At 68.8% G+C, this 13,987-nt stretch carries 7 protein-coding genes; all 7 read left to right on the forward strand.

The window, feature by feature from the left end:
* Positions 1-2: 2 nt before the first annotated feature.
* The 7 genes from ACX80U_RS16840 (at position 3) to ACX80U_RS16870 (ending at position 13,940) form a co-directional block, all read left to right on the forward strand.
* Positions 3-2,672, forward strand: a complete 2,670-nt coding sequence (locus ACX80U_RS16840) for a helix-turn-helix transcriptional regulator (protein WP_459269250.1) — start codon at positions 3-5, stop codon at positions 2,670-2,672.
* 460 nt (positions 2,673-3,132) lie between these two features.
* A complete protein-coding gene (locus tag ACX80U_RS16845) occupies positions 3,133-4,623 on the forward strand; it encodes a sugar transferase (protein WP_459269251.1) in 1,491 nt (496 codons plus the stop codon).
* Between the two features lie 80 nt (positions 4,624-4,703).
* Positions 4,704-5,150: an adenylyltransferase/cytidyltransferase family protein gene (locus ACX80U_RS16850; protein WP_133082048.1), complete on the forward strand. Its 447-nt coding sequence runs from the start codon at positions 4,704-4,706 to the stop codon at positions 5,148-5,150.
* Positions 5,151-5,206: 56 nt separating this feature from the next.
* Positions 5,207-6,385 carry a DUF1972 domain-containing protein gene (locus ACX80U_RS16855; RefSeq protein WP_459269286.1) on the forward strand — a complete coding sequence of 393 codons (1,179 nt, stop codon included), beginning with the start codon at positions 5,207-5,209 and terminating at the stop codon, positions 6,383-6,385.
* 160 nt (positions 6,386-6,545) lie between these two features.
* Positions 6,546-7,238 carry a DUF4352 domain-containing protein gene (locus tag ACX80U_RS16860; protein ID WP_459269252.1) on the forward strand — a complete coding sequence of 231 codons (693 nt, stop codon included), beginning with the start codon at positions 6,546-6,548 and terminating at the stop codon, positions 7,236-7,238.
* Positions 7,235-8,497, forward strand: a complete 1,263-nt coding sequence (locus ACX80U_RS16865) for a hypothetical protein (protein ID WP_459269253.1) — start codon at positions 7,235-7,237, stop codon at positions 8,495-8,497. Before ACX80U_RS16860 ends, ACX80U_RS16865 begins: the two co-directional genes overlap by 4 nt.
* Entirely contained in the window at positions 8,490-13,940 is a 5,451-nt protein-coding gene (locus tag ACX80U_RS16870) for a PKD domain-containing protein (RefSeq protein ID WP_459269254.1), read from the forward strand. The genes ACX80U_RS16865 and ACX80U_RS16870 overlap by 8 nt, the downstream gene beginning before the upstream one ends.
* Positions 13,941-13,987: the final 47 nt, after the last annotated feature.

Raw genomic sequence — 13,987 nt, forward strand, 5'->3', positions numbered from 1 at the left:
ACATGGGAACGACCATCGACCTCGTCGGCCGTGCTCGGCTCGTCGAGGACATCGTTGCAGCACTCGACGAGTCGGGCGGATTCGGCGTGATGATCGTCGGCGCGGCCGGCATGGGGAAGACGGCGGTCGCGCGGTCCGTCCTGAAGCGCCTGAACTGGACAGCCCCGGTGCTGCGCATCACGGGAGGCCCCTCCCTGCGCAGCATCCCGTTCGGGGCGCTGGCACCCTACCTCCACACGCTGTCGGTGGCGGACGCGGGATCACCCGTCGCCGTCCTCCGCGCGGTGCTGGGGCACCTGACGGGTGAGAGCACGGGCCGGACGCAGCATCCGCCCCTCCTGGTGATCGACGACGCCCATGAACTCGACAGCAGTTCAAGTGCTCTCCTCGCCCAGCTGGTCAGTGCGCGGCGGGCCAAGGTGCTCGTCATGAGCCGCGATGTCACGACCGCCCCCGTCGAGTTCCGCAGTCTGGGCGCCGATGGCCTCCTGGCACGCTTCGACCTCGCGCCACTGGATCCCGATGCGGTGAGTGCCCTGAGTTCTCAGCTGCTCGGCGGGCCGGTCCTGACGGGCACCGCGCATACGCTCGCGCTGACGACGGGCGGAAATCCGCTGTTCCTCCGCGCGTTGCTGGAGCAGGGTCCCGGCGAGGGCTACCTCGGCCGGCACGACGGCGTCTGGCGTCAGGTCACCGAGCGGCCGATGCTCTCCCCGCGACTCCGGGACCTCGTCCGCTCGCAGCTCCGGCTGCGCAGCGCGGCTGACCTCGAGGCACTGGAAACCGTCGCCCTTGCGGAACCGATCGCCCTCGACACCGTGGTCCGATCCGTGGATGCCGATGCCCTCAACCGTCTGAGAGACGATCGCCTGATTGCCGTCGGACCCGGACCGGGCGCCCCCGTCTCGGTCGAACACCCGCTCCACGGCGAAGTCCTCCGCAGCCAGGTCCCTGCTGCACGCAGTACGGCGATCCGCCGGAAGGTGCTCGCTGCCACCGAACCCGGATCGCAGTCCCTCGAAGGTTTCCTCCGGATGGTGGTCTGGGGACTGGACTGCGGTGTCCCGCCCGACGACCGGGAGCTCCTCGAGGCCGCCACCGTCGCCAACGGGCTCCGGGACTCCGACGTCGCCCTCCGGACCGCCCGCGCCGTGTCCGCGCCAGGACTCAGGGGGCGTGCCCTCATCGAGATCGCCCGGGTGCATGCCCGCAGGGGCGACCTGGCGTACGCACGGGAGGTCGTGGACGACGCACTGCGGCGCTGCACGGACCTGCGTCTCGCGAAGGACGCCACGCTGCTGTCCCAGGAGCTCAAGCTGAGCTCCCTGGCCTCCTACGAGGACCTGCGCGAGGACGTCGACCGCTGGAGATCCCTCATCGCCCGGGTAGAGCTGCAGGAGGGCGCTCGCCTTCCGGCCGAGGAGGTCGCCCGGGCGCAGCTCGGCTGCAGGATCCTCGAGTGTCGCGTCCTCGTCCTGCAGGGGCGATTCGCCGGTATCGAGGACGAACTGCGCGATCTCATCGCTGGTTCCCGAGGCACGCCCGAGGCCCACGTGGGGGCGATGATCGTGCTCGCCGAACTGCTCGGCAATATGGGCCGCCCCGTCGACGCCAGTGCCTTCTCGGCGGCTGCGCTGGACAGCATCGACGCCGCGGGCGCAGCCCTGCTGGGATACCGCGAGTTCGCCGCTGCGCAGCACGTCCTGGCGCTGTGCGGGCGTGGGCAGGAGGCAGAGGCGAAGACGGTCCTGCAGGCGTACTCGCGGGTCCAACCGTGCAGCATCGTGTATCTCGCAGGCTGGAGCGATGTCATCGACGGCCACATCGCACTCCGGGAGGGCCGGAACCGGGAAGCCCGGAGCAGGTTCCTCCTCGCGCTCCAGGCACTCCGGGGAAGCGATGCCACGCACGTGACGACACTGCTGACGGGCCTTGCGGCGTACGCCTGTGCGCTCGCCGGTGATACCGCCGGCGCCGCCGCACTCGTCGACGCGTTCGAGGGGACGCCGGAGCAGGGGTCCCGGGCGATGATCGTGGGTGGGCGCATCTTCGTGACGGCGACCGCGGCTCTCCTGGGAGATGTCCCTGGTGCCACCGCGGAGCTGGTCAGCATCGCCGCGGAGGCCGAGGCCGCCCAGATGAAGCAATGGGCGGTCACCGCACTTCGGCTCTCGCTCCTGCTGGGGAACACGGATTCCGTGGGCCCCCTCACCGATGCCCTCCAGGACTTCCAGGGCGCGTGCACCACAGGCCTGCTCGATTTCGCGGTGGCGGCCGGAACGAAGGACGCCGACGCCATGGTCGCCGCAGCCACCGCGGGGGGAGCGCACGGGGACGTGGCCTTCGAATATGCGGGTCTGTCCGTCGCCCTGCAGCTGGCAGGGGAGCAGGGCTCGAGTCGTTCGGCCCGTGCGATCCAGCGACGGCTGGTGACGCTGGGCAAGCGGTGGCAGGGGCCCGTGCCGCCGGCGCTGGTCTCGGCATCTGCCGCGGAGACCACGTCCCGTCTCACGCCCACGGAGCGCACGATCGTCGCACTCGTCAACGAGGGCTATTCGAACCGTGAGATAGCGGACGCCAAGAATGTCTCGGTCCGGACGGTGGAGGGCCATCTGTACCGGATCTTCGCCAAGCTCGGCGTCAACCGCCGAGAGGATCTGCGGGAGTCCTGAGGCGCCACCACACGTGGGGCTAAGTGTCCTACGTACTGTTCACGAGTAGTTCACGCGTAGTCCTACGTAAGGACCCCGGACCGATCGCGTAGGTCCTACTCGTGTGCCGATAAACCCCTCTCTCTAGGATTTCGACAAGAGCTCGCAGGCAGGGCTGGGGAAATTCTTGAAGAATCGGGTCTCATTCATGGGTCGTTCATTTTGCGGCATTCGCCACCCGTCAGGGGAAGGCGCCCACTCTATATTTCCTCCGAGTTCCGGCCGACGGCATTCCACCGAATCCGTCGTCCTGAATCATTTGCAGACCGGTTGCCGCGGAAGCGGCACCCGGGTCGCATCCACGATCGGAGCCGGCGATGTCAGGACCTTCTGAGACCAAGGTCCGTCCCCAGCCGTCGTCGGCTCCCCAGTTCAACCCGTCGTGCAGCACTGGCGCTGCATCCTCGAAAGGGGGCACACGATGACGCAGATGCAGAGTTCACCCGGCAGATTCGCCACGGTCCCGAGAACCACAGCGGCCTCCAGGTCGATCGCCACCTCGGGCACGGCGTGGCGCCGCCGCTACCAGGTCTCGCTGATGGCCACCGATTCCGTGCTCATCCTCGGGATCCTGCTGCTGACCGTGAATGTCCTGACACTCGACGACAGCAGCCGGCGGCTGACGGAGGTCCTCCTCCTCGGCGGCGCGATCGCCGCCGGATGGGTGACGGCGATGTCGCTCTTCCGGACACGGGACTCCCGCATCGTGGGCACCGGAGCCGGTGAGTACAAGAAGGTGGTGCGCGCGAGCCTCGCCACCTTCGCGGCCGCCGCCGTCGTCGTCGCTCTCCTGGATCTCGATCACTTCCGGAGCCTGCTCGTCCTCGCCCTGCCGTCGGGCACGGCGCTCCTGCTGTCGAGCCGGTGGTTGTGGCGCCAGTGGCTGCTGCACCAGAGCCACCTGGGCCACTATCTCTCGAAGGTCGTCGTCGTCGGTCAGCCCGCCGACGTCCGCTATGTCGCCGCCCAGCTGGCCAAGAAGTCCGGTGCGGCGTACACCGTCGTCGGCGCCGTCTACGAGGGCAGGTCCAACCCGGCGGCCCTGCACACGGGCGAGCGGATCGTCCCTGTGGTCAGCGGCCTCCGGAAGATCGAGGACTTCGTGGCGTACACGGGGGCGGATGCGGTCATCGTGGCCGGTCATCTCCACAAGGGCAGTTCCTACATCCGGGAACTCGGGTGGCGCCTCGAGGAGTCCTCGACCGAACTGGTGCTCGCGTCGGCGCTCACCAATGTCGCCGGTCCGCGCATCACCATGCGGCCCGTCGAAGGACTGCCCCTCATGCACGTCGAACTGCCGCAGTTCACCGGCGGGCGCCACATCCTGAAGAGGGCCCTGGACATCGTCGTCTCCGCCACGGCACTGCTCATCCTGGCGCCGGTGTTCCTCGTGCTGGTGATCGCCATCCGGCGGGACACCCCGGGAAACGCCTTCTTCGCGCAGGAGCGGGCAGGCAAGAACTCGGCGGTCTTCAGGATGTTCAAGTTCCGCTCCATGGTCGTCACGGCCGAGGACGAGCTCGAGGTCCTGCGGGAGCGGAACCAGGGCAACGGTGTGCTGTTCAAGCTGCGCGACGACCCACGGGTGACCCGGATCGGACGGATCATCAGGAAGTACTCCCTCGACGAGCTTCCCCAGTTCTGGAACGTCCTCCGCGGTGAGATGTCCCTCGTAGGACCCCGACCCCCGCTCGTCAGCGAGGTCTCCGGGTACGAGGAGCACACGCACCGCCGGCTCCTGATCAAGCCAGGGCTCACCGGCCTGTGGCAGATCAGCGGACGGTCGGACCTCGACTGGGAGGAGAGCGTGCGGCTCGACCTCTACTACGTCGAGAACTGGTCGGTCACCGGTGACCTCATCATCATCTGGCGCACCTTCAAGGTGATGCTCAAGCCCGTCGGTGCCTACTGATGCGCCCCTCTCCGCCGGCCACCGGGATCCCGGCACCGGCAGCCACGCCCGCGGTCGCGGCCACCAGCGAAGGAAGCCCCATGGGAATCAGGATCGGATATGCCGCCGGTGCGTTCGACCTCTTCCACGTCGGCCACCTCAACCTGCTCCGTCACGCCAAGAGCGAGTGCGACTTCCTCATCGCAGGCGTCGTCTCCGACGAACTGCTGGAGAAGAACAAGGGGAAGAGACCGGTCATCCCCCTGATCGAACGGCTCGAGATCGTCGAGAGCGTGCAGTTCGTCGACCGCGCGGTCGCCGAGACCGCTCCGACCAAGCTCGACATGTGGAAGCAGCTCGGCTTCAACGTCTTCTTCAAGGGCGACGACTGGAAGGGCACTCCCCAGGGGCTCGCCCTCGAGGAGTCCTTCGCCCGGGTCGGCGTCGAGGTCGTCTACTTCCCGTACACCGTCCACACCTCGAGCACCTTCCTGCGGCGGACCCTGGAGCTCCTCAACGCTCCCGAGGTCCAGCAAGCCGCCCTCTGACACAACGATCCGTGCACCCGCCCCTTCGAGGGGTGCGCAGCCACTGGGAGCCCATCATGTACCTGCCGTCGTCCCGCTCGACACCCCTTCGCATCGCCCTGGTCGGAACCCGCGGGGTGCCGGCCCGCTACGGGGGGTTCGAGACCTGCGTCGAGGAGGTCGGGCAGCGCCTGGCCGCGCGCGGCCATGACGTCGTCGTCTATTGCAGGACGTCGGACGACACGGATCCCGCCGAGAACGAGTACAGGGGGATGACCCTCGTCCACCTGCCCGCCCTCAAGCGACGGTCGCTCGAGACGCTCAGCCACACCGGGCTCTCGGCCGCGCACCTGTTCGTCAAGCGTGCCGACGCCGCCATCGTCTTCAATGCGGCCAACTCGCCGTGGCTGCCCGTCCTGCGCGCAGCAGGCATACCCGTCGCGACGCACGTGGACGGGCTCGAGTGGAAGCGTGCCAAGTGGGGACCCCTGGGCAAGAGGTACTACCGGGTCGCCGAATCGCTCGCGGTCCGCTGGTCCGATGCCCTCATCGCGGATGCCGCCGGCATCCAGGACTACTACCGCCAGGAATTCGGCGTCGACAGCACCTACCTGGCCTATGGTGCTCCGATCCTCGAAGGCGGAGCGTCGCACCGGCTCGCGGAACTGGACCTCACCCCCGGCGGCTACCACCTGGTGGTGGCCCGGTTCGAGCCGGAGAACCACGTCCATGTCATCGTCGAGGGGTACGTCCGCAGCAACGCGGAGCTGCCGCTGATCGTCGTCGGCTCCGCCCCCTACTCCGACGACTACACGCAGCACGTCACAGCGCTGGGCGACGAGCGGGTGCGCTTCATCGGCGGGGTGTGGGACCAGGAACTCCTCGACCAGCTGTATGCCAACGCACGGATCTACTGGCACGGCCATTCCGTCGGCGGCACCAACCCGTCGCTCCTCCGCGCGATGGGGGCCGGCGTCGCGACCAACGCCTTCGACGTGAACTTCAATCGCGAGGTGCTGGGGACCAACGGCGAGTACTTCGCCGATGCGGCCGCCATCCCGGCGCAGGTGCACGCAGCGGAGGCCTCGGCGTCGGACACCGTGCTCCGCGGCAAGAAGTCCCAGGTGGATGCCCTGGCGTACGACTGGGATCGCGTGGCGGAGGGTTACGAGCGGTTGTGCCTCGAGCTCGCCGGCCGCCGCGGTGGCCGCGGACGTCGTTCCGGCGCCTTCCCGCTCACCGAGACCGCTCCCTGAGGCGGCACGGCCGGACCACCCGCCGGTGGGGATTCCGAGTGGTCCGGACAGCGGTTCCGGAAGGCTACAGGTAGTCGCTACTCGTGTTTTCCGATCCGCAGGATCCTACGGTTTACCCAGCTTCTCCGTCCTCCCCGGACGTACTGACGATTGGTCTCATATGAACAACCGACACCTGACCCACGGACGTGCCAGGTCGCTCCCATGGCGGGCCGCGAGCGCGTCCCTCCTCGTCGCTGTCATCGTCTTCACGGCCGGTTGCAGCGACGCTGCCGGGACCAGCGGGACGGCGGTGAAATCGGCCGGTCCGAAGGCGTCGGCGAGTCCGGCGGACCCGAAACCCGGCCCCGACCCCGGCGAATCCGGCGGACCGGCCGGTGGACCGGCGTTCGAGCCGGCGTCCGCTGGTGCACCGGAGGTGAGCCGTGGAGGCGGGGCAGCGACCCGCGGAGCGGAGGTCGACCCCGTGTCCTTCGCGGAGGAGGCGGCCTGGGACGACGGGCTGGAGGCGACGACCGGGGGATTCTCCCGGGGGACCATCACGGCCACCGGAGCCGGCGCCATCGCCGGGGCAGCCTACGTCACCATTGAGGTCGAGCTCCGGAACGGGTCGGCGGACGCCGTGGACCTGAACACGGTGGTGGCCACCCTCATGACCGGCGAGGAGCCGGTCCCCGCTGCTCCGACCTACGACGTCGACGGCGTCTCGGATCTCTTCGGGACGCTTGCTCCGGGTGAGACGAGAACGGGGACCTACGCGTTCCAGGTCGGCGCCGACACCACCACGGGGACGTTCTACCTCGACGTCGACGACGAGCACGCGGTCGCCACGTTCGACGGCGCCTTCCAGTGAGAGCTCGCATCCGGCGCTTGCTGCCGGCGGGGCTGGCGGCGCTCGCCCCGTGCACCCAGGCCGTCGGCAGCATGCTGCTGATCCTGGTCGCCAGCAGGACCATGGACCTGGCCGACGTCGGTCTCTTCAGCCTCCTGTACGGCTTCTTCGTCCTCGGGTCCGGACTGGTCAGCGGCTTCGTCGGAGACAGCCTGACGGTGCTGGACCGCGGCGCGTCCAGCATCCGGGGAGCGCTCCAGGCGTGGTTCCTGCTCCTGGCCGGCCTTGCCGCAGGGCTCATCGCGGCGGCCGGTCTCCTCGTCGGCGTCACCGGTCCCGCACAATCGCTCGTCGTGGGCCTCGCAGGGTTCGCCTTCGTCAGCGAGGAGATCATCCGGCGCCTGCTGATGGTCGACCTCAGGTTCGGGCGCGTCACGCTGGTCGACCTCGCGATGATCCTCGGCACGGCCCTGAGTCTCCTCGCCGCTGCCGGCGACGGCCTGCACCTCCTCGATTTCGTCGTCTCGGTCCTGGTGGGACAAACGGCCGGAGCGCTCGCCGGGGTGCTCCTGCTCCCCAGGTCCGAGCGGTACCTCGTGTCGATGCGGAGATCCTCCCTCCGCCAGGTGGCAGCATTCGGGAGCTGGCGGGCCGCGCAGCAGAGCCTGCGGCCCGCGTTGCTGGCGGGAATCCGGTTCGTGGTGATCCTGTTCGTCGGCCTTGCCGCAGCGGGCGAACTGGAGGTCGCGAGGGTGTACGCCGCCCCGGCCCTCCTCCTCATCGGCGGTCTGTCGTCGTTCCTCTTCTCCTCCTACGCTCGGGATTCGTCCAAGCCGCTGCAGGAACTCGTCCACCGGGCCGACCGGGCGGTGACCGCACTCGTCGTCCTGGCCATCGTCGGCTCGGCCGGCGCACTGCTGCTGCTGCCCGTGGCCGGGCCCATCCTCACGGGGCGGATGCCGGATCCACTCGCCGTGACCGGCTGGTTGTGCCTGTCCCTGGGTATCGGTGTGAGCATCCCCTACGGCTCACTGGCCGCGGTACGGGGCAAGGCAGCCACGGTGTTCGGCGTCCGTCTGGGCGAGAGCGCCCTGTCGCTGGCCCTCGCCGTCGTGGCCGTCGCGCTGTCGGACACCTTCGTCCTCGCACCCCTGTGCTGTGCCATCGGCTCCCTGATCGGCGCCATCTGTCTTCGCCTGGTCGTCCTTCGACCCAGGCGCGTCACGTCCTCCACCCCATCCTCCGCTCCGCAGAAAAGGCGGTTTGAGACGCATGTCTGAACCCACGACAACACGCCCGACTTCGTCCCGCCCCTGGCTCGTGTCCCGATTGGCGAGGGCGATCGCGACGATCTCCGTGACCGTGGTCCTCGCCGCGTCCTTCTCCGCGGCGCCCGCCCTGGCGGAGGAACCAGCGGGTGCCGCCACTCCTGCATCGCTTCCCGCGACGGTCAGTGCCGACCTCCTGGTGGCGCCGCAGATCAACGGAGTGGTCTGGTCGACCGCGGTCGACGGCAACACGGCGTACGCTGTCGGCAGCTTCACCCGGGCGCGCCCGGCGGGAGTGCCGGCCGGAGGTGCGGGAGAAGTGGTGCGCAACAACGCCATGGCCTTCAACATCGACACGGGAGCGATCCTGTCGTGGAACCCGAACCTGAACGCCCAGGCGCGCGTCATCGAACTGACGAGCGACCGCAGGCAGCTCTTCGTCGGAGGTGACTTCACCACGGTCAGCGGCCAGGCCCGGAGCAAGATCGCCTCCTTCACGACGGCCACGGGTGCACTCGACGCCACCTTCAGGTCATCCGCCTCGGGAAGTGTGTACGGCATCGCGGTGACAGCGGACCGGGTCTTCTTCGGCGGCTCCTTCGCGACCGCCGGCGGGAGCGCACGATCGAACGTGGCAGCCGTCGCCCGGACCACCGGTGCGCTGCTGCCCTGGGCTCCTGCTGCGAATGGGATGGTGCAGTCGATCGTGGCGGCGCAGGACAACAGCCGCATCGTCCTGGGGGGACGGTTCCAGGAGCTGAACGGTGCACGCACGATCGGTATCGGAGCGGTCGACGGCGTCAGCGGAGCCAGCCAGGCGTGGTCCAGCACCCCCATCCCTGCGGCCGCAGGCACGAGTTCCTCCTGGGTGACGCAGATGATCCTCCGGGACGGCGTCGTCTACGCAGGAGCCAACGGAGACGGAGGGCACTGGTTCGACGGGCGCTTCGCCGCCGACTTCGCGACGGGCGACCTCGTCTGGCTCGACAACTGCTACGGGTCCACGAGTGACGTCTCGGTGATGGGCGAGATCATGTACTTCGTCTCCCACGCGCACGACTGCGCCTCCGTCGGGAGTTTCCCGGAGGAGAACCCGACGATCTGGCGCCGGCTCATGGGCAATACGATCTACGCGACGGGAACCGACCAGGCGCCGCCGGGCAGCAACAGTTCGTACTCGGGCCAGCCCGTGCCCACCCAGCTCCACTGGTACCCGTCGATCAACACGGGGTTCTACACCAACCAGTTCCAGGGTGGCTGGGCCATGGACAACAACGGGACGAAGATCGTCGTCGGCGGGGAATTCACCACCGTCAACGGCGTGGCCCAGCAGGGTCTCGCGGTCTTCGGGTCGAAGGCGGTAGCGCCGAACAAGGTCCGTCCGGAGTACACGACGGCCCTGAAGCCGACCGCCGTCTCCCTGGAAGCCGGTGCAGTACGCGTCGCGTGGCCCACCACCTGGGACTACGACGACGAGAAGCTCACCTACGAACTCCTGCGGGACAACAGCCTGACCGCGATCACGACGATCACCGAGGCCTCGAGCTGGTGGAAGGTCAAGACGCTGGGGTACTTCGACACATCGCGCACCGCCGGAGCGACCCACACCTACCGGGTCCGGGTCAAGGATGCGGCCGGCAACGAGTACATCGGTCCGAGGTCGGATCCCGTGACGGTGGGAACGGGAACCCGCAGTGCCTATGCCGACCTCATCGCGAAGGACGGTGCTTCGGCGTACTTCCCGCTGAACGAACAGTCCGGCAGCTCCTTCGTCGACAACATCGGCTTCAACGATGCGGTCGCCGGCACGGGGCTGACCCGCGGGGTGGACGGCTCGATGCCGTCGACGACGGCCACCCGATTCGACGGGACCGCCGGCGCGTTCGGCGCGACCCGGACGGTCGAGGCAGGCCCGAACACCTTCACGGTCGAGGCGTGGGTCCGCACCGAGACGACGACGGGAGGCAAGATCATCGGGTTCGGCAACGCGAAGACCGGTGATTCCGGCAGCTACGACCGGCACGTCTACATGTCGAACGACGGCCGCATCACGTTCGGCGTGTACAACGGTGCGACGTCGACCCTCCGCACCGCCGGAGCGTACAACGACGGCAAGTGGCACCTGATCACGGCGTCGATGGGCGCGGACGGCATGACGCTGTACGTCGACGGGCTGCGCGAGGCGGCACGGGCCGACGTCACCGCCGGGCAGGCCTACAAGGGTCAGTGGAGGATCGGCGGGGACACCGTGAACGGGTGGCCGAACGCGCCCAGCTCCAGCCGGTTCGCCGGTGACATCGACGAAGTGGCGCTCTACCCTGCCGTCCTGGACCGTCGCGTGGTGCTCGATCACTTCACCGCCAGCGGCAGGACCGCGGCAGTGCCTGCGCCGGCCACTGATGCCTACGGCAAAGCGGTCGATGCGGACGATCCGGCCCTGTTCTGGCGCCTCGACGACTCGGGTTCGGGGAACGCTGTCGATTCCTCCACCTCGCGGACCGACGGCCTGGTGAGCGGCAACGTCACCCGCGAGGCCGCGGGCGTCGTGAAGGGGGTCACCACCAAGGCGTTCGCCTTCGACGGAACCAGCGGCATGACGGCTGCGACGAAGTCCGAGGCCAACCCGCGCGTCTACAGCATGGAGGCCTGGTTCAGGACGGACACCTCCCGCGGCGGGAAGATCATCGGCTTCGGCAATGCCGACACGGGCCTGTCCGGGAGCTACGACCGGCACGTCTACATGGAGGATTCGGGGAAGCTGATCTTCGGGACGTACACGGGCCAGACGAATACGATCCAGACGCCGCTGGCCTACAACGACGACACGTGGCACCACGTCGTCGCCAGCCAGTCACCGCAGGGGATGAAGCTGTACGTCGACGGAGCACTGGTCGGGACGAATCCCCAGACGGGCGCGCAGTCCTACACCGGTTACTGGCGCATCGGGGGGGACAGGACCTGGGGCTCCAGCAGCGCCTTCTTCGAGGGCTCCATCGACGAGGTCGCGGTGTACTCCCGGGAGTTGACCCAGGAGCGGGTGAAGGCACACTACGACATCGTCGTCCCCGCGAACCAGCTCCCGGTGTCCGCCTTCACCTCGGAGGTCGACGACCTCAACGTCGTGCTCGACGGCGGTGGCAGCACCGACCCCGACGGCACGATCACCGGGTGGACCTGGTCCTTCGGGGACGGCACCACCGCGGAGGGGGCCCGGGTGCAGCACGCCTATCCGAAGGCCGGTGCGTACGAGGTGTCGCTGACCGTGACGGACAACCGCGGCGGGAAGGCGACCACCACCAGGACGGTGTCGGCCAGCGCACCGAACGCCCTGCCCGTCGCGGACGTCCAGGCCACGCAGGCCGGTCTGTCCGTCGGGTTCGACGCCTCCGGCTCCACCGATGCCGACGGCTCGATCGCGTCGTACAGCTGGGACTTCGGTGACGGTGCGACGGCGGAGGGAGCGGCGGCGACCCACCTGTTCGGCCGGGACGGCACCTATGCCGTGACGCTGGTCGTCGTCGACGACCGCGGTGGCCGTACCAGCATCGAGCGCCAGGTCCAGGTGAGCAACGCGGTGCCGACGGCCACGTTCGAGGGAACGAGTTCGGGACTGGACGCGCGCTTCGACGGAACCGGCTCGACGGATGTCGACGGGACGGTCCGCTCCTACAGCTGGGACTTCGGGGACGGTTCCACCGGATCCGGTGCGGTCGCCGATCATCGGTACGCCGCGGCCGGTTCGTACGATGTCACGCTGACCGTCACGGACGACAAGGGTGGGACGGGCCGCTTCGCATCGACGATCGACGTCACGAAGACCAACCAGTCACCGACGGCCGGTTTCCAGGTCACGACGGCGGACCTGCTCGTCCAGGTGGACGGTTCGGAAGCCGCCGACACGGACGGCACCATCACGGCCTACGCCTGGACGTTCGGGGACGGGGCGACCGCCACCGGACGCACCGCCCAGCACGGCTACGCCTCAGCGGGATCCTACGACGTGACGCTCACGGTGACGGACAGCGATGGTGCATCGGCAACGGTGACGAGGACGGTCACGGTGCAGGTCGCACCGCCGGCCAGCCCGACAGCCTCCTTCACGGCGCGGACCGACGATCTCACCGCGACGTTCAGCGGCGCGGGAAGCTCGAGCCCGAACGGGGCCGTGACCACCTACGCATGGTCCTTCGGTGACGGTACGACCGCCACGGGTGTCTCACCCTCCCACGCCTACCGGGCGGCAGGAACCTACGAGGTCGTGTTGACCGTGACCGACGTGCGAGGCGCCACGGCGTCGACGACCCAGACCGTGTCGGTATCGCCCCAGCTGGTCGCGGCCTTCGAGGCGACGACGCAGGGCAGGCTACTCTCTGCCGACGCCGGCACCTCCGGAGGGACCGTCGTCGCCCACGCCTGGGACTTCGGCGACGGGACGACCGCGGCCGGCGCGACGGCCGGCCACCGGTACACCGAGGACGGCACGTTCGTCGTCGTCCTGACGGTGACCGACGCCGCGGGCCGCACGGCCTCCACCAGCAGGACGGTCACGGTCGCCAACAGCCTCCCGACCAGCTCCTTCACGCCGGTGGTGTCCGGGCTGGACCTGTCGGTGGACGCCACCGCGTCCAAGGACCTGGAATCGCCGGCGCTCACCTACAGCTGGGCGTTCGGGGACGGCACGACGGCGAGCGGTCGGACCGCCACCCACACCTATGCTGCTGCGGGTACCTACACGGTGGCGCTCGTCGTCCGCGACGAGGACGGCGGGGAGACCCGTTCCGAGCAGCGGCTCCTCGTCGAGAAAGCGGTCACGGAGCCACGCATCCTCGCCGGCGACGCCTTCTCACGGATCCTCGCCTCGGGCTGGGGAAGCGCGGACACCGGTGGGGCGTACTCCTACTCCGGCACCCTCTCCAACTTCTCCGTGGCGAACGGCAAGGGGCAGCTCCGGATGGGCTCCGCCGGAGCCGGCCCCTCGGCCTACCTGAACTCCGTCTCGTCCACCGACACCGAGGTCCGCGCAAGCATCTCGGTCGACAAGGCGGCCACCGGAGGAGGCGTGCACCAGTCGTTCCTGCTGCGCGATGTGACCGGCGCAGGTGCCTACACGGCGAAACTGCAGTTCCAGCCGAACGGATCGGTCACGGCCTTCCTGCTGCGGAAGGACACGATCCTCGTGAACCAGACGGTCATCTCCTCGCTGAACTACGCGCCGGGGAAGGAGCTGATGGTCCGGGCCCAGGCGGTCGGTACCGCGCCGACGGTGATCCGCATGAAGGTGTGGGCGGCGGGCACCGCCGAACCCGCGAGCTGGCAGCTCTCCACGAGCGATACGGCCGTCGATTTCCAGAAGGCGGGGCGGATCGGCTTCACGTCCTACCTCTCCGGATCGGCGACGAACGCTCCGGTGGTCGTCCGCTATGACGACCTGTGGGTGGGGGAGGCGCGCCAGTAGCGGCTGGGCCTAGTAGTATCCGGCACTAATCGATCGGACTGCATTTC

It is taken from the genome of Arthrobacter sp. TmT3-37 (genome assembly GCF_054510835.1).